This window comes from Bounagaea algeriensis (assembly GCF_054491375.1).
The window spans coordinates 4,048,923-4,064,221 of sequence record NZ_CM137102.1 but is presented as its reverse complement, the minus strand read 5'-3'; the positions used below and the strand labels follow the sequence as shown (position 1 = coordinate 4,064,221).

Here is a 15,299-nt window from a genome sequence, read left to right as displayed (position 1 = left end):
GAGGGACTGACGCATGCCACGTAGCCTGAAGAAGGGCCCGTTCGTGGACGACCACCTGCTCAAGAAGGTGGACGCGCTGAACGAGTCCGGCAAGAAGACGGTGATCAAGACCTGGTCGCGCCGGTCGACGGTCATTCCGGACATGATCGGTCACACCATCGCGGTGCACGACGGGCGCAAGCACGTCCCGGTGTTCGTGACCGAGGCCATGGTCGGGCACAAGCTCGGCGAGTTCGCTCCGACCCGGACTTTCAAGGGTCACGTCAAAGAAGACCGGAAGTCGCGCCGCCGCTGAGCGGGTCTGTGACACGAACGAGGAACAGCAAGGGGTAGCAGGATGACAGCCCGTACTGAGGACACCGCGGCGGCGAACCCGCGTGCGGTGGCGCGGGCCCGCTACGTCCGCGTGTCGCCGCGCAAGGCGCGCCGCGTGGTCGAGCTCATCAAGGGCCGGAGCGCCAGCGATGCCCAGGTCGTGCTCCAGTTCGCGCCGCAGACCGCCAGCGGTCCGGTGTCGAAGGCGCTCGCCAGCGCGGTCGCCAACGCGGAGAACAACCAGTCCCTCGACCCCGACACCCTGTGGGTGCACCGGGCGTATGTGGATGAGGGCCCGACTCTGAAGCGGTTCCGGCCGCGGGCGCAGGGGCGCGCATTCCGCATCCGCAAGCGCACCTCGCACATCACGATCGAGGTCGAGTCGCGGTCGAAGGCGGCGAAGGCCGGCAAGTCCCGCAAGAGCCAGAAGGGGAGGGCCCGGTAGTGGGTCAGAAGATCAACCCGCACGGCTTCCGACTTGGCGTCACCACGGACTTCAAGTCCCGCTGGTACGCCGAGAAGCAGTACTCGGAGTACGTGGCGGAGGACGTCAAGATCCGCCGTCAGCTCTCTCGCGGCATGGAGCGTGCCGGGATCTCCAAGGTCGAGATCGAGCGCACCCGCGAGCGGGTCCGGGTGGACATCCACACCGCGCGGCCGGGCATCGTCATCGGTCGTCGGGGTGCGGAAGCGGACCGGATCCGCGGCCAGCTGGAGAAGCTGACCGGCAAGCAGGTTCAACTGAACATCCTCGAGGTGAAGAACCCCGAGGCGGACGCGCAGTTGGTGGCCCAGGGCATCGCCGAGCAGCTGTCCAACCGCGTGTCGTTCCGGCGTGCGATGCGCAAGGCCATCCAGTCGGCCATGCGTTCGCCGCAGGTCAAGGGCATCCGCGTGCAGTGCGCGGGTCGTCTGGGCGGTGCGGAGATGTCCCGCTCGGAGGTCTACCGCGAGGGCCGCGTGCCGCTGCACACGCTGCGTGCCGACATCGACTACGGCTTCTTCGAGGCCCGCACGACCTTCGGCCGCATCGGCGTGAAGGTCTGGGTCTACAAGGGCGAACTGCTCGGTGGGCTGAAGCAGAAGCAGCAGGAGTCCGAGGTCCGCCCGCCTCGCAGCGACCGCGGCGAGCGCGGTGAACGCGGTGAGCGCGGCGGCCGGTCGGAGCGCGGTGGCCGTCGGCGCGGTGACCGTTCCAAGGGCTCGGCGCAGAGCCCGCAGCAGGCGCGGACCGCCGAGGACGCGGCTGCTGCCAGCGCTCCGGAGGTCGCTGAGCCGAAGGCCGACGAGAAGACGGAGGGCTGACACGTGCTCGTCCCACGCAAGGTGAAGTGGCGCAAGAGCCACGCGCCGAAGCGGAAGGGCTTCGCCAAGGGCGGCACCCGGATCAACTTCGGCGAGTACGGCATCCAGGCGCTGGAACACGGTTACGTGACCAACCGCCAGATCGAATCCGCCCGCATCGCGATCAACCGGCACGTCAAGCGTGGCGGCAAGGTCTGGATCAACATCTTCCCGGACCGCCCGCTGACGAAGAAGCCCGCGGAGACGCGCATGGGTGCGGGCAAGGGTTCCCCGGAGTACTGGATCGCGAACGTCAAACCGGGCCGGGTCATGTTCGAGTTGACCTTCCCGAACGAGAAGACCGCTCTCGAGGCGCTTCGACGCGCGTCCCACAAGCTCCCGATGAAGTGCAAGATCGTGTCCCGCGAGGGTGGTGACTTCTGATGGCTGCTGGTGTCACCGCGGCGGAGCTGCGTGAACTGAACGACGAGGAGATTGTGCAACGGCTGCGGGAAGCCAAGGAGGAGCTGTTCAACCTCCGCTTCCAGATGGCCACTGGCCAGCTGCAGAACAATCGTCGGCTGCGCACGGTCCGCAAGGACATCGCCCGGATCTACACGATCATGCGCGAGCGCGAGCTGGGCTTGGTCGACTCGCCCGAGAGCGCTGAGGAGGGCGCTGCATGAGTGAAACGACGCAGGGCGCAACCCGCAATCAGCGGAAGGTCCGGGAAGGCTACGTCGTCTCGGACAAGATGAACAAGACGGTCGTCGTCAGTCTCGAGGACCGCAAGCAGCACGCCCTCTACGGCAAGATCATGCGCGCGAACAAGAAGGTCAAGGCGCATGACGAGGAGAACTCCGCGGGCGTGGGCGACCGGGTGCTGCTGATGGAGACCCGGCCGCTGTCGGCGACGAAGCACTGGCGGATCGTCGAGATCGTGGAGAAGGCCAAGTAGTGACAGGCGCCCAAGCATGAGGGGCACGTGGTCGGCCGGCCGCCGGGCCGTCCCCGCGGTCGGCCGGAGTGCGTGTTGGCATGACCGCGCGTGTCAGGTCGGAAATTTGGCGCGCCAGAGTGTGCTCGGGGCGTTCCCGGGCACTTAGGGTCAGGAGTCGGACGTGATCCAACAGGAATCGCGACTGCGTGTCGCCGACAACACCGGAGCTCGGGAGATCCTCACCATCCGAGTTCTCGGTGGCTCCGGTCGGCGGTACGCGGGCATCGGGGACATCGTGGTCGGCACGGTGAAGGAAGCGATCCCCGCCGCAAACGTGAAACGGGGCGATGTCGTCAAGGCCGTCATCGTCCGGCAGAAGAAGGAGAAGCGTCGTCCGGACGGTTCCTACATCCGGTTCGACGAGAACGCCGCCGTGCTCGTGAAGCCGGGCGGCGAGCCGCGGGGGACCCGCATCTTCGGCCCCGTGGCGCGGGAGCTGCGTGACAAGAAGTTCATGAAGATCATCTCGCTCGCGCCGGAGGTGCTGTGATGAAGATCAAGAAGGGCGACGAGGTCGTCGTCATCTCCGGCAAGGACAAGGGCGCCAAGGGCAAGGTCATCCAGTCCTTCCCGCGGAAGGACCGCGTCCTGGTGGAGGGCGTGAACCGGATCAAGAAGCACACCCGCGTCTCCCGGAACGAGCGCGGTGCGGAGTCCGGCGGCATCGTCACGCAGGAGGCGCCGATCCACGTCAGCAACGTGATGGTGCTGGACTCCGACGACAAGCCGACCCGGGTCGGATACCGGTTCGATGAGAACGGCAAGAAGGTTCGGGTCTCGCGTCGCAACGGTAAGGACATCTGATCATGACGACAGCAGAGAAGATCGTCCCGCGGCTGAAAACCCGCTACCGCGACGAGATCCGGCAGGGCCTGACCGAGGAATTCGGCTATGACAACCCGATGAAGGTCCCCGGCCTGGTCAAGGTCGTGGTGAACATGGGCGTCGGGGACGCCGCTCGGGACAGCAAGATCATCGAGGGCGCGGTCCGCGACCTCTCCGCCATCACCGGCCAGAAGCCGGAGGTGCGGCGTGCGCGCAAGTCCGTCGCCCAGTTCAAGCTCCGCGAGGGCATGCCGATCGGTGCTCGCGCCACGTTGCGCGGCGACCGGATGTGGGAGTTCATCGACCGGTTGAACAACATCTCGCTGCCGCGCATCCGCGACTTCCGCGGGTTGTCGCCCCAGCAGTTCGACGGGCACGGCAACTACACCTTCGGTGTGAGCGACCAGTCGATGTTCCACGAGATCAACCCGGACGACATCGACCGTCCGCGGGGCATGGACATCACCGTCGTCACGACGGCCAACACAAATGAGGAAGGTCGGTCGCTGCTGCGGCGGCTGGGCTTCCCGTTCAAGGAGAGCTGAGCCGATGGCGAAGAAGGCGCTGATCGAGAAGGCCAAGCGCAAGCCGAAGTTCGCCGTTCGCGCGCACACCCGTTGCGGCCGGTGCGGACGTTCGCGCGCGGTGTTCCAGAAGTTCGGCCTGTGCCGGATCTGCTTCCGCGAGATGGCGCACGCGGGCGAGCTGCCCGGCGTGACCAAGTCGTCCTGGTGAGTCCCTCCTGCCGGGGCCCGGCGCAGCGCCGGTACCCTCGGCAGGCGTGACCAGCGCGTTCGCTCGCGCTCCGCGTCGCGGGAGTCGTGTCGCACACGGCGTGCCAGAAGGCCTGCCTCCGGTAGGCGAACTCCACTGTTTCGTCCAGGCCAGGGCCCAGACTCCAGGGCGCCGGCACCGGTCGTCACCGGCCGGCGCCCGCACGTTGGGGCCCGTCGGAACCAGACGAGGAAGGTTGTACAGGTCACCATGACGATGACCGATCCGATCGCAGACATGCTGACGCGTCTGCGCAATGCCAATTCGGCATTCCACGACGAAGTCGTGATGCCGCACTCGAAGGTCAAGGCGAACGTCGCCGACGTCCTGCAGCGGGAGGGCTACCTGGCCGGCTCCCGCGTCGAGGAGGGCGCGAAGAGCAAGCAGCTGGTCTGCGAGCTCAAGTTCGGCCCGAACCGCGAGCGGAGCATCGCGGGCCTGCGCCGGGTTTCCAAGCCGGGCCTGCGGGTGTACGCGAAGTCCACGAACCTGCCGAAGGTGCTGGGGGGTCTCGGGATCGCCGTGATCTCGACGTCCCAGGGTCTGATGACCGACCGGCAGGCCATGCGCAAGCGAGTGGGCGGGGAAGTCCTCGCCTACGTTTGGTGAGGGAGGAGGAACGGACATGTCGCGCATCGGAAAGCTGCCGATCACCGTCCCCTCCGGTGTCGAGGTCACCGTCGATGGCCAGCAGGTCACGGTCAAGGGTCCCAAGGGCACGCTGGAGCAGGTGGTCCCCGAGCCGATCAGCGTCGAGCACGGCGAGGACGGCGCGCTTCTGGTCAACCGCCCGGACGACGAGCGCCGGAGCCGCTCGATGCACGGGTTGGCGCGCTCGTTGGTCAACAACATGGTCGTGGGCGTCAGCCAGGGTTTCCAGAAGGACATGGAGATCCAGGGCGTCGGTTACCGCGTCCAGCAGAAGGGCGAGAACCTCGAGTTCGCGCTCGGCTACAGCCACCCGGTCGTGATGGAGCCGCCGCAGGGCATCGAGTTCTCGACGGAGGGGCCGAGCAAGTTGTCCGTCAAGGGCATCGACAAGCAGTTGGTCGGCGAGGTCGCCGCGCGGATCCGCAAGCTGCGCCGCCCGGACCCGTACAAGGGCAAGGGTGTTCGCTACGCGGGTGAGAACGTCCGCCGCAAGGTCGGAAAGACGGGTAAGTGACGATGAGCGAGAACACCACGACGAAGCGCAGGCCGGTGGGCAAGAGCATCGCGAGGCAGCGTCAACTTGCCCGTCAGAAGCGGCACGTGCGCATCCGCAAGAAGGTCAGCGGTACCGCGCAGCGCCCGCGGCTGGTCGTGCACCGGTCCCTGCGGAACATCAACGCCCAGGTGATCGACGACCAGCGGGGCCACACCCTGGCCTCGGCCACCTCGTTGGAGCACGACCTGCGCTCCTTCGACGGGGACAAGTCGGCGATGGCCACCAAGGTCGGCGAGCTCGTCGCCGCGCGGGCGAAGAACGCCGGCGTCGAGAAGGTCGTGTTCGACCGCGGTGGTTACGCCTACCACGGCCGTGTCGCAGCGTTGGCCGACGCCGCGCGAGACGGTGGTCTGGAGTTCTGACAAGTGCGTAAGACAGCGAACGGAAGGGACGCCTGATGCCTGGACGCACTCGGCGTGAGGGCGGGGAGTCCGGCGGCAAGGACCGTCGGGACCGCCGCGACGGTGGCCGTGGCGGGGCGGCCCAAGAAAAGACCCCGCAGTTCGAGCGTGTCGTGACCATCAACCGTGTTGCGAAGGTCGTCAGCGGCGGCCGGCGGTTCGCGTTCACGGCGCTGGTCGTGGTCGGTGACGGCGACGGCATGGTCGGTGTCGGTCACGGCAAGGCCAAGGAGGTGCCCTCGGCGATCGCCAAGGGCGTCGAGGAGGCGAAGAAGAACTTCTTCCGCGTCCCGCGCCTGGAGGGCACGATCACGCACCCGGTCCAGGGCGAGGACGCGGCCGGCAAGGTCCTGCTCCGCCCGGCCAGCCCCGGTACCGGTGTCATCGCTGGCGGTCCGGTCCGCGCGGTGCTGGAGTGCGCGGGTGTGCACGACGTGCTGAGCAAGTCGCTGGGCAGCGGCAACCCGATCAACATCGTCAAGGCGACGGTGCACGCGCTCAAGCACCTGCAGCGTCCGGAGGCGGTGGCGGCGAGGCGCGGTCTGCCGCTCGAGGACGTCGCCCCGGCCTCCGTGGTGCGTGCACGCGCCAACCAGGGAGCGTGATCGCGATGGCACAGCTGAAGATCACCCAGGTGCGCGGCCTCGTCGGAACGCGCCAGGCCCAGCGGGAGACGATGCGTACCCTCGGCCTGCGCCGGATCCGCCAGTCGGTCGTGCGCCCGGACACCTCGGAAACGCGCGGCCAGATCAAGGCCGTTCACCAGTTGGTGACGGTTGAGGAGGTCGACTGACATGGTCATCAAGATCCACGACCTGAAGCCGGCCGCGGGCTCGAAGCGCAAGCCGCTGCGCGTCGGCCGCGGTGAGGGCTCGAAGGGCAAGACCGCCGGCCGCGGTACGAAGGGCACCACGGCCCGGAAGACGGTGCCGGCGAACTTCGAGGGTGGGCAGATGCCCATCCAGATGCGCCTGCCGAAGTTGCGCGGCTTCCGCAACCCGTCGCGCATCGAGTACAAGGGCGTGAACGTCGGCAGGATCGCCGAGGCGTTCCCGCAGGGCGGTCAGATCGGCTTGGCCGAGCTGATCGGTGCGGGCCTGGTGAAGAAGAACGAGCTCGTGAAGGTGCTCGGTGACGGTGACGTGGACGGCGTCAAGCTCGACGTCTCGGCGCACGCGTTCACCGGCAGCGCCCAGGAGAAGATCACCAACGCCGGCGGTTCGGCGACCAAGGTGAAGATCACGCGCAAGCCCAACAAGTGATCTGCCGGTGACCACGCCGCGTAGGCGTGGCACTCGACCTGCGGGCCGGTCGTCCTCGGACGGCCGGCCCGTTTGCGCGTGGGCGCTGCGCGGCCCGGTGCACGGGCCGTGCGCTGCGGTTCGCGCCGCTTGCCGTGCTGCGCGGGCGGTTTCGCCGGCGCTGGTCGCGGCACCGCCGCACCGGCATGCGCAAGGTGCCGTGTTGGTCGCTGACGGTGTTCGCGTTGCCGGCTGCTAGAGTGCGCAACCGCAGTGCCGTGTCCGGACGCTCGTGCTGGTGCGGATCGTGTGCGACCGCTCGTGCGTCGGCCCTGCGCTGCACCGATGTCCGCTGTGCCCGATGTCGGCCGTGCCCGTTGACCGCTGTGCGCGGTGTTCGCAGCGCCGGTGTCCTTCGGGGAGCTGTTCCGCGGGCCAGTTGTCCCACGGGACAGCGGTCGTGTCGGTGCGGGCGTGGCGGGACGGTACTGTGCATCTTGTGCCCGGTGAAGCGGGCGTCCCAACCATCGCGCCGGCTGTCGCCAAGCCGGCCACCGTCCCAGCCGGTTGCGACCGGTGTAGGAGGAGGTTCGCGTGCTCGGCGCCTTCCGCTCGGCTCTGACGACGCCGGACCTGCGCCGCAAGATCCTGTTCACGCTGGGCATGGTCGTGCTGTATCGGCTCGGCGCGCTGATCCCGTCACCCGGGGTTTCCTACCCCAACGTCCAGCAGTGCATCGAACAGGTCCAGGGCGGCGACAACCAGAGCGTCTACTCGCTGCTCAACCTTTTCAGCGGCGGCGCCCTGCTGCAGTTGTCGGTGTTGTCGCTGGGCATCATGCCCTACATCACCGCCAGCATCATCGTGCAGCTGCTGCAGGTGGTGATTCCGCGCTTCGAGCAGCTGAAGAAGGAGGGCCAGGCCGGGCAGGCCAAGCTGACCCAGTACACCCGCTACCTCACGGTGGCGCTGTCGATGCTGCAGGCCACCGGCATCGTGGCGCTCGCGGTGCGCGGGCAGCTGTTCCCCGGCTGCACCGTCCCGGTCGTGCCGGACAACTCGGTGCTCAACCTCGTGACGATCGTGGTCGTGATGACCGCGGGCGCCATCCTGCTGATGTGGATGGGTGAGCTCATCACCGAGCGCGGCATCGGCAACGGCATGTCGCTGCTCATCTTCACCTCGATCGCCGCGCAGATCCCGAGCGAGGGCGGCCGCATCCTCAACTCCAACGGCGGCCTGGTCTTCGCCGTGGTGCTCTGCTTCGCCGTGGCCATCATCGCGACGGTCGTGTTCATCGAGCAGGCGCAGCGCCGCATCCCGGTGCAGTACGCCAAGCGCATGATCGGCCGCCGGATGTACGGCGGCACGTCGACCTACCTGCCGCTGAAGGTCAACCAGGCGGGTGTCATCCCGGTTATCTTCGGTTCCTCGCTGCTGTACCTGCCGCAGTTGCTCGGCCAGCTCACCGGCGGTCAGGAGACCTGGTGGTCGACCTTCATCCAGACCTACATCGTCGACCCGTCCAGCTGGGTGCACATCCTGCTGTACATGGCGTTGATCGTGTTCTTCGCCTACTTCTACGTGTCCATCACGTTCAACCCGGAGGAACGTGCCGAGGACATGAAGAAGTTCGGCGGGTTCATCCCGGGGATCCGGCCCGGGCGGCCGACGGCCGAGTACCTGAGCTTCGTGCTCTCCCGGATCACGCTGCCGGGCGCGCTCTACCTCGGCATCATCGCGATCCTGCCGAACTTCTTCCTGGGCATCACCGGCGACGGCGGTCAGGGAGGTCAGAGCGCGCAGAACTTCCCGTTCGGCGGCACGGCCGTGCTGATCATGGTCAACGTCGGGTTGGACACGGTGAAGCAGATCGAGAGCCAGCTGACGCAGCGCAAGTACGAGGGTTTCCTGCGCTGATCTCGGGCGAGGAGCGTCGCCCCGGTCCAGTCAATGGGATCGGGCTGTGAGATGTCGGGGTCGCACCGGTATACCTCGGTCCGGTGCGCGCCGGTAAGGTCGGCGCGACGCCGGCGGCGCCGGTGCGAGGGCAGCGGGCGCGCGTCGCGGTGCGTCAGCGATTGGATTCGGAGGCAGACCCTTGGTGCGATTGGTTCTCTTCGGCCCCCCGGGAGCGGGTAAGGGCACGCAGGCCGAGGTGCTCAGCGAGCGGTTGTCGATCCCGCACATCTCCACGGGCGACTTGTTCCGCTCCAACATCGGCAACCAGACTCCGCTCGGAGTGCAGGCGAAGTCCTACCTGGATGCCGGTGAGCTCGTGCCGGATGAAGTGACCAACGAGATGGTGCGCGTGCGGCTGTCCGAGTCGGACGCGCAGGAGGGCTTCCTCCTGGACGGATATCCGCGCACCACGCCGCAGGCGGACGTGCTCGGCGAGATCCTGAGCGAGAACGGTCTCGAGCTCAGCGCGGTGCTTCAGTTCGACGTTCCCGAGGAGGAGCTGGTGCGGCGCATGCTGGAGCGCGGCCGCGAGGACGACAACGAGGACGTGATCCGGCGCAGGCTCGCGGTCTACCGCGAGGAGACCGAGCCGCTGCTGGACTACTACGGCGACAAGGTCGTCAAGATCGACGCGGTCGGGACGGTCGAGGAGATCTCCGAGCGCGCGCTGCACGCGGTGCGCGCGCGCAGCTGAGGCAACGGGCCGGGCCGGGGTGGGGCCCGCCGGTCCGGTCGTTTCGCCGGCGCCCGGTTTCCGGTGGCGCCCGGCCGGTACGAACGGGGAGGGAGCGCGACGTGTTGCGACGTGGTCGGGGCATCGAGCTGAAGTCCGCCGGTGAGATCGAGGCGATGCGCGCGGCGGGCCTGATCGTGTCCCGCGCGCTGGCCGAGGTGACGCGGCAGGCGCAGCCGGGTGTGAGCACGGGGCAGCTGGACGAGGCGGCCGAGCAGCTCATCCGCGACGCCGGAGCGGTCCCCTCGTTCAAGGGCTACCACGGGTTTCCGGGGTCGATCTGCACGTCGATCAACGAGAAGATCGTGCACGGCATCCCCTCGCGCGACGAGGTCCTCGCCGACGGGGACCTGCTCTCCGTGGACTGCGGCGCGATCCTCGACGGCTGGCACGGCGACTCGGCCGTGACGATCGAGGTGGGCGGTGTCGCCGAGGGCCACCGGACGCTGTCCGCTGCGACGCGCAAGGCCATGTGGGCGGGCATCGAGCAGGTTCGCCCGGGCAACCGGCTGACCGACATCTCGCACGCGGTGGAGACGGCGGCGCGGGACGCCGCGGCGGCGGATGGCCTCGACTACGGCATCATCGCCGAGTACGGCGGGCACGGCATCGGTACGCGGATGCACATGGAGCCGTTCCTGCCGAACCTGGGCAAACCGGGGCGCGGGCCGAAGCTGCGGGTCGGCATGGCGATTGCGGTGGAGCCGATGCTCACCGGTGGCACGGCGGAGAGCGAGGAACTCGACGACGAGTGGACGGTCGTGACGCTCGACGGTTCCCGAGCCGCGCACTGGGAGCACACCGTCGCGGTGACCGAGAGCGGCCCCTGGGTCCTCACCGCCCCCGAGGAGTGACCCCGCCTTCGGATCTGACCAGGCCGAGGCCCCGCAGCCGCTTTGTCCCACCGGACGTCGTCGTTGCGCCGTGCTCACCGCCGGCGGCGCTCGCTTGATACACGCCCGATGGCGTGGTGATCATTTGTCGTCCGGACGTGTGGGGATAACTCACAATTTTCATGAAAATTGTGCTATCTGGAATGGTTCCAGTCTGGCTGGGCGGTGCAGTGGCGGGTGAGCTGCGCGTCATCGCCCCTTGGGCCGGCGGCAGACGTAGATCTTCGCGGGCGGCACGTTCCGCAGCACCGTGCTCCGCGGCAGCACCTCGTCGAAGGTTTCCTCGAGCAGCGCGAGGAAGTCGCGGGTGGACCGGCGCCACAGCGTCGTGACGTAGGTGACGGTGGTGAACGGTGCGGATGGTTCGAGCACGCGTGCGCAGGCGTCGAGCAGGCGGCGCTGGTGCTCGGTGTCGAACAGCGTCCAGGGGATGCTCGTGACGAGCGCGTCGACGGTGCCGATGCCGCGTTCGGCGAGGTGTTCGGGCAGGTCGGCGAGGTCGGCCTGGATCACGTCGAGCCAGGGCTTGTGCTGCCGCAGGTAGGCGACGAGCTCGGGATCGACCTCGACGGCGAGCTGCCGGGTGTGCGGGCTGACGCGCTGCGCGATGCGTTCGCTGAGGGCACCGGTTCCGGGGCCGGCCTCGACGACGACCGGGGCGCGTCCGTCGCGGGCAGCGGTGACGGCGGAGCTGGGGACCACGCCGGCCACGGCCGCGCCGACCTGGCCGCTGGTGGGCAGCACCGCGCCCATGGTGGCCGGTGCGCGCAGCGCGCGGCGGAGGAACGTCCAGTACTCGCGCGCAGTTTCCGCGGGGTTGTGCGATGCGGTGTTCAACGGGCCTCCCCACCGGTCGGGAACGGGCGGCGCGGGAGAAGCGTCCCGCCGCGCTCGCCGCGGGGCAATCCTGCTGCGACCCGCGGCGTCCTGCCGGTCCGGTGGTGCGCCCGGCCCGCTCCGCCGGCGCGTGGCGGTGCCGGTCTCCGCGGAGCGGCTAGCGCAGCGGCCGGCGGCACAGGTAGTGCAGGATCGGCGGCAGGTTGCGCCACGTGGTGTGCGTGAGTATTTCGTCGAACGTGCGGTCGAGCCGGTCGCGGAAGCGTCGGCCGTTGGGGCTCTGCGCCACGGGCAGGTACGTGACGGCGGTGAACGCGCCGGTGTCACCGAGGATGTGGGTGACCTGCTCGAGGACGCGTTGCTGCTGCTCGTCGTCGAGCAGGGACCACGGGATGCTGCTGATGACCGCGTCGGCCCGGTGGACGCCGAGCCCGCCCAGCAGCGTGCCGAGCTCGCGGGCGTCGCCGTGCACGACTTCCATCCAGGGTTTGTGCGTGCGGAGGTGCTCGGCGAGTTCCGCGCCGAGTTCGATGCCGATGTGGCGGGCACCGCTGGGCAGCCGCCGGTGGATGCCTTCGCTGAGCGAGCCGGTGCCGGGGCCGAGCTCGACGACGACGGGTGTGCCGGTGGTGGGCACCACCTGCGCGACCGTGGCGGCGACGGCGGGCGAGGTCGGCGTGGCGGCGCCCATCATGCGGGGTTTGCGCACCGCGCTGCCGAGGAAGGTGCGGTATTCGCTGACCTTGTTCCCGAGTCCGGTGCCGCCGGGGCGCGCGGTTGCGGTTCGGCGTGAGGGGGCGAGCGGACGGGAACGTTGCGGGCTGGCTGTCACATTGCTCCTCGGGTGTGCCGTGCGGACCGCCGAACGGGCGCGGTCCTGGCGGATGCGGCGGTGCGCGCACGAGCGTGCGCGCGGGTGGTGGCGGCCGTCCGTGCAACCGGGCCCCGACACCGGGTGTGCCGCTCCCGGTGGGCGCGGCCCCGCGCCCACCGGGGTTCGGACCCTGCGGGCTCGGGTCTTCGGCACGCGCACGGATACCCCGGTGCGGGGCCTTGCAGTCCCGATGCGCGGACTCCGGCGGCACCCCCCGGCGGGGGCGGGCCCCGGTGGGATGAACCCCGGTGGGTAGGACCCCGGTGGCAGATCCCGGTGCGCCGGACGGGCGTGCGCGGACCCGATGATGTCGGAACCGGTGTCGCGGACCGCGTGGCGGGCCGGCATCGAACGTGATCGAACATAGTGAGGGGGAGCGGCCGGGTGCAACCTGCGCGTTGCGCGCGGGTGATACGCGTGGTTCCCGTTCTGTACACTGTGCGGTGGTACGCGGGATGAGCAGCCCCGATGGCGGGGGCCTGAGCTCCGAGGCGTACGATGGAGCATCGGCGCACTCGTAGTGTCGGGAATGCATGTCCGACGCCTGCGCACGCCAGAATCTCAGCTGGTCCGGAGTCGTTCCGGTCACGCCCGCTCGGGCTGTCCGGAGGCGACGCCGGCCCGTGCGTGGCTCGTCCCGCGCGCCGCGCCGGGACACCGGCTCCATGAGCATAGCGGTTCCGCGCGGCGGGGCGCTGTGGTCATCGGGCGACCGCGACCCCGGGCGTTTCGACGGTGGCGGGGACGTGGGCTGGGAACGGCGTGCGGGGGTCGGTCGGGGCTTGCGTTCGGGTTGCGACCGCGTTCGCACCGGTGCTGCGCAGGGCGCTGTCGTGGGGTCGGCCCCGACCCCGCGGCGCGGACGACCGTCCGATCAACCGTCACCGTCACGAAACGCGGAGGACATGGGCAAGAAAGACGGGGCCATTGAGGTCGAGGGTCGGGTCATCGAACCGCTCCCCAACGCGATGTTCCGCATCGAGTTGGAGAACGGCCACCAGGTCCTCGCACACATCAGTGGCAAGATGCGACAGCACTACATCCGCATCCTGCCCGAGGACCGGGTCGTCGTGGAGCTTTCCCCGTACGACCTTTCCCGTGGGCGCATTGTCTACCGCTACAAGTAGTGACCTCCACGGTGTCCGGGAGCACCGGGCACGTGTCCGAGCAGGAGAGCAGCGGCCGTGAAGGTCAAACCCAGTGTGAAGAAGATCTGCGATAGCTGCCAGATCATCAAGCGGCACGGCAACGTGCTGGTGATCTGCACCAACCCGCGCCACAAGCAGAAGCAGGGCTGAGACGCAGCTCCGATCGCAGCGACAGCGGAAGAGGACCTCCCCCGACCTGCCGGCCCTCGAGGCGGGCCGGCTGACCCCCGGGCCAGGCCGGGGCTCCGCGCGTGCGGAGGTGGCGGAGGAGCAGACCTGGCTGAGACGAAGGGGACCCTGATGGCAGCACGGGTCGTCGGAGTCGATCTCCCCATGGACAAGCGTGCGGAGATCGCTCTTACGTACATCTTCGGGATCGGTCGCACCCGGTCCCGCGAGATCCTGAAAGCGACGGACATCGCGCTCGACGTCCGCGCGCGGGATCTCGACGACGAGCAGCTCGCCAAGCTGCGTGAGCACATCGAGAACAACTACCGGGTCGAAGGTGACCTCCGTCGCGAGGTCCAGGCCGACATTCGCCGGAAGATCGAGATCGGCAGCTACCAGGGGCAGCGGCACCGTCGTCACCTGCCGCTGAACGGGCAGCGGACCAAGACCAACGCCCGGACCCGGAAGGGGCCGAAGAAGACGGTCGCCGGCAAGAAGAAGTCTGGGAAGAAGTAAGCCTCGCTAGGAGATCGCGACACTCATGCCACCCAAGGGTCGCGCCGGCACCGTCAAGAAGGTGCGGCGCAAGGAGAAGAAGAACGTAGCTGCTGGGCAAGCCCACATCAAGAGCACGTTCAACAACACGATCGTGTCGATCACCGACCCGACCGGTGCGGTGATCAGCTGGGCCTCCGCCGGCCATGTCGGGTTCAAGGGCTCGAAGAAGTCCACCCCGTTCGCCGCCCAGATGGCCGCGGAGAACGCCGCCCGCAAGGCCGCCGAGCACGGCATGAAGAAGGTCGACGTCTTCGTCAAGGGACCGGGTTCCGGGCGCGAGACGGCGATCCGCTCCCTGCAGGGCGCCGGGCTCGAAGTCGGCACCATTCAGGACGTGACCCCGCAGCCGCACAACGGTTGCCGCCCGCCGAAGCGTCGCCGGGTCTGAGCGGGAAGGGAGAGTAGACAACCATGGCTCGTTACACCGGTCCCGCGACCCGCAAGTCCCGCCGGTTGAAGGTCGATCTCGTCGGCGGTGATCAGTCGTTCGAGCGTCGTCCGTACCCGCCGGGGCAGCACGGGCGCGGTCGGATCAAGGAAACCGAGTACCTGCAGCAGCTGCAGGAGAAGCAGAAGGCCCGGTTCACCTACGGCGTGCTGGAGAAGCAGCTGCTCGCCTACTACAAGGAGGCGCACCGCCGCAAGGGCAAGACCGGTGAGAACCTGCTGCAGCTGCTCGAGACGCGGCTGGACAACGTGGTCTACCGGGCGGGTCTGGCGCGCACGCGCCGCATGGCCCGCCAGCTGGTCAGCCACGGCCACTTCCTGGTCAACGGCCAGAAGGTGGACGTCCCCAGCTACCGGGTCACCAAGTGGGACATCATCGACGTGCGGCCGAAGTCGCTGAGCACGACGCCGTTCGTCATCGCCAAGGAGACCCTCGGCGAGCGTCCCGCCCCGGCCTGGATGCAGGTCGTCCCGTCGAACCTGCGGATCCTGGTGCACCAGGATCCGGAGCGCGCGCAGATCGACACGCCGGTCACCGAGCAGCTCATCGTCGAGTTCTACTCGAAGAAGTAACGCGTGGCGCCGGCGGCCCGCGGGCCGCCGGCGGACGCCGCGGTGGTGGAGAAGGAAGC

The 15,299-nt window shown here is 68.7% G+C and carries 26 protein-coding genes; 24 read left to right on the top strand and 2 right to left on the bottom strand.

Going from position 1 to position 15,299, the window contains the following annotated elements; all coding sequences use genetic code 11:
• Positions 1–13: 13 nt before the first annotated feature.
• The 19 genes from rpsS to map all read left to right on the top strand — a co-directional run bounded on the left by rpsS (position 14) and on the right by map (position 10,596).
• Positions 14–295, top strand: coding sequence for a 30S ribosomal protein S19 (gene rpsS, locus ACVGV2_RS18475; protein ID WP_459157381.1), 282 nt, complete (start codon positions 14–16; stop codon positions 293–295).
• 42 nt (positions 296–337) lie between these two features.
• Positions 338–760: a 50S ribosomal protein L22 gene (gene rplV, locus ACVGV2_RS18470; RefSeq protein WP_459157380.1), complete on the top strand. Its 423-nt coding sequence runs from the start codon at positions 338–340 to the stop codon at positions 758–760.
• A complete protein-coding gene (gene rpsC, locus ACVGV2_RS18465; RefSeq protein WP_459163609.1) occupies positions 760–1,620 on the top strand; it encodes a 30S ribosomal protein S3 in 861 nt (286 codons plus the stop codon). The genes rplV and rpsC overlap by 1 nt, the downstream gene beginning before the upstream one ends.
• A 3-nt stretch (positions 1,621–1,623) precedes the next feature.
• A complete protein-coding gene (gene rplP / locus ACVGV2_RS18460; protein ID WP_459163608.1) occupies positions 1,624–2,043 on the top strand; it encodes a 50S ribosomal protein L16 in 420 nt (139 codons plus the stop codon).
• Positions 2,043–2,285 (top strand): 50S ribosomal protein L29, encoded by a 243-nt coding sequence (gene rpmC, locus ACVGV2_RS18455; protein WP_459163607.1) that lies wholly within the window; start codon positions 2,043–2,045, stop codon positions 2,283–2,285. The genes rplP and rpmC overlap by 1 nt, the downstream gene beginning before the upstream one ends.
• Positions 2,282–2,557: a 30S ribosomal protein S17 gene (gene rpsQ, locus ACVGV2_RS18450; protein WP_459163606.1), complete on the top strand. Its 276-nt coding sequence runs from the start codon at positions 2,282–2,284 to the stop codon at positions 2,555–2,557. Before rpmC ends, rpsQ begins: the two co-directional genes overlap by 4 nt.
• A 163-nt stretch (positions 2,558–2,720) precedes the next feature.
• The gene (gene rplN, locus ACVGV2_RS18445; RefSeq protein WP_459157375.1) at positions 2,721–3,089 is read left to right on the top strand and encodes a 50S ribosomal protein L14; all 369 of its coding nucleotides are present in this window, start codon (positions 2,721–2,723) and stop codon (positions 3,087–3,089) included.
• Positions 3,089–3,403, top strand: a complete 315-nt coding sequence (gene rplX / locus ACVGV2_RS18440) for a 50S ribosomal protein L24 (protein ID WP_459163605.1) — start codon at positions 3,089–3,091, stop codon at positions 3,401–3,403. The genes rplN and rplX overlap by 1 nt, the downstream gene beginning before the upstream one ends.
• Before the next feature lie 2 nt (positions 3,404–3,405).
• On the top strand, positions 3,406–3,969 hold the full coding sequence (rplE, locus tag ACVGV2_RS18435) for a 50S ribosomal protein L5 (RefSeq protein WP_459163604.1): 564 nt from the start codon (positions 3,406–3,408) through the stop codon (positions 3,967–3,969).
• Between the two features lie 4 nt (positions 3,970–3,973).
• Complete coding sequence (locus ACVGV2_RS18430) at positions 3,974–4,159, top strand: type Z 30S ribosomal protein S14 (protein ID WP_459163603.1); 186 nt, start codon at positions 3,974–3,976, stop codon at positions 4,157–4,159.
• Positions 4,160–4,408: 249 nt separating this feature from the next.
• Positions 4,409–4,807, top strand: coding sequence for a 30S ribosomal protein S8 (gene rpsH, locus ACVGV2_RS18425; protein WP_459163602.1), 399 nt, complete (start codon positions 4,409–4,411; stop codon positions 4,805–4,807).
• 16 nt (positions 4,808–4,823) lie between these two features.
• The gene (gene rplF, locus ACVGV2_RS18420; RefSeq protein ID WP_459163601.1) at positions 4,824–5,363 is read left to right on the top strand and encodes a 50S ribosomal protein L6; all 540 of its coding nucleotides are present in this window, start codon (positions 4,824–4,826) and stop codon (positions 5,361–5,363) included.
• Positions 5,360–5,767: a 50S ribosomal protein L18 gene (gene rplR, locus ACVGV2_RS18415; protein WP_459163600.1), complete on the top strand. Its 408-nt coding sequence runs from the start codon at positions 5,360–5,362 to the stop codon at positions 5,765–5,767. The genes rplF and rplR overlap by 4 nt, the downstream gene beginning before the upstream one ends.
• Positions 5,768–5,802: 35 nt before the next feature.
• On the top strand, positions 5,803–6,411 hold the full coding sequence (rpsE, locus tag ACVGV2_RS18410) for a 30S ribosomal protein S5 (RefSeq protein WP_459163599.1): 609 nt from the start codon (positions 5,803–5,805) through the stop codon (positions 6,409–6,411).
• A gap of 5 nt (positions 6,412–6,416) precedes the next feature.
• Positions 6,417–6,599 (top strand): 50S ribosomal protein L30, encoded by a 183-nt coding sequence (gene rpmD / locus ACVGV2_RS18405; RefSeq protein ID WP_459163598.1) that lies wholly within the window; start codon positions 6,417–6,419, stop codon positions 6,597–6,599.
• 1 nt (position 6,600) lies between these two features.
• Entirely contained in the window at positions 6,601–7,068 is a 468-nt protein-coding gene (gene rplO, locus ACVGV2_RS18400) for a 50S ribosomal protein L15 (protein ID WP_459163597.1), read from the top strand.
• Positions 7,069–7,641: 573 nt separating this feature from the next.
• Positions 7,642–8,967 (top strand): preprotein translocase subunit SecY, encoded by a 1,326-nt coding sequence (gene secY / locus ACVGV2_RS18395; protein WP_459163596.1) that lies wholly within the window; start codon positions 7,642–7,644, stop codon positions 8,965–8,967.
• Between the two features lie 181 nt (positions 8,968–9,148).
• The gene (locus ACVGV2_RS18390; RefSeq protein ID WP_459163595.1) at positions 9,149–9,703 is read left to right on the top strand and encodes an adenylate kinase; all 555 of its coding nucleotides are present in this window, start codon (positions 9,149–9,151) and stop codon (positions 9,701–9,703) included.
• 101 nt (positions 9,704–9,804) lie between these two features.
• Positions 9,805–10,596, top strand: coding sequence for a type I methionyl aminopeptidase (gene map, locus ACVGV2_RS18385; RefSeq protein WP_459163594.1), 792 nt, complete (start codon positions 9,805–9,807; stop codon positions 10,594–10,596).
• Positions 10,597–10,824: 228 nt separating this feature from the next.
• Here map and ACVGV2_RS18380 read toward each other — a convergent pair whose 3' ends face one another.
• Both ACVGV2_RS18380 and ACVGV2_RS18375 read right to left on the bottom strand, forming a co-directional pair.
• Positions 10,825–11,472 (bottom strand): class I SAM-dependent methyltransferase, encoded by a 648-nt coding sequence (locus ACVGV2_RS18380; protein ID WP_459163593.1) that lies wholly within the window; start codon positions 11,470–11,472, stop codon positions 10,825–10,827.
• 157 nt (positions 11,473–11,629) lie between these two features.
• Positions 11,630–12,304 (bottom strand): class I SAM-dependent methyltransferase, encoded by a 675-nt coding sequence (locus tag ACVGV2_RS18375; RefSeq protein ID WP_459163592.1) that lies wholly within the window; start codon positions 12,302–12,304, stop codon positions 11,630–11,632.
• A 947-nt stretch (positions 12,305–13,251) separates the two neighbouring features.
• On the opposite strand from ACVGV2_RS18375, the gene infA reads away from it, so the two are divergent.
• The 5 genes from infA to rpsD all read left to right on the top strand — a co-directional run bounded on the left by infA (position 13,252) and on the right by rpsD (position 15,240).
• A complete protein-coding gene (gene infA / locus ACVGV2_RS18370) occupies positions 13,252–13,473 on the top strand; it encodes a translation initiation factor IF-1 (RefSeq protein ID WP_114451020.1) in 222 nt (73 codons plus the stop codon).
• 57 nt (positions 13,474–13,530) lie between these two features.
• Positions 13,531–13,644 (top strand): 50S ribosomal protein L36, encoded by a 114-nt coding sequence (gene rpmJ, locus ACVGV2_RS18365; protein ID WP_459163591.1) that lies wholly within the window; start codon positions 13,531–13,533, stop codon positions 13,642–13,644.
• A 150-nt stretch (positions 13,645–13,794) separates the two neighbouring features.
• The gene (gene rpsM / locus ACVGV2_RS18360) at positions 13,795–14,178 is read left to right on the top strand and encodes a 30S ribosomal protein S13 (RefSeq protein ID WP_459163590.1); all 384 of its coding nucleotides are present in this window, start codon (positions 13,795–13,797) and stop codon (positions 14,176–14,178) included.
• Between the two features lie 25 nt (positions 14,179–14,203).
• Positions 14,204–14,608 (top strand): 30S ribosomal protein S11, encoded by a 405-nt coding sequence (gene rpsK, locus ACVGV2_RS18355; protein ID WP_459157358.1) that lies wholly within the window; start codon positions 14,204–14,206, stop codon positions 14,606–14,608.
• Positions 14,609–14,631: 23 nt separating this feature from the next.
• Positions 14,632–15,240 carry a 30S ribosomal protein S4 gene (gene rpsD / locus ACVGV2_RS18350; RefSeq protein ID WP_459163589.1) on the top strand — a complete coding sequence of 203 codons (609 nt, stop codon included), beginning with the start codon at positions 14,632–14,634 and terminating at the stop codon, positions 15,238–15,240.
• Positions 15,241–15,299 lie beyond the last annotated feature (59 nt).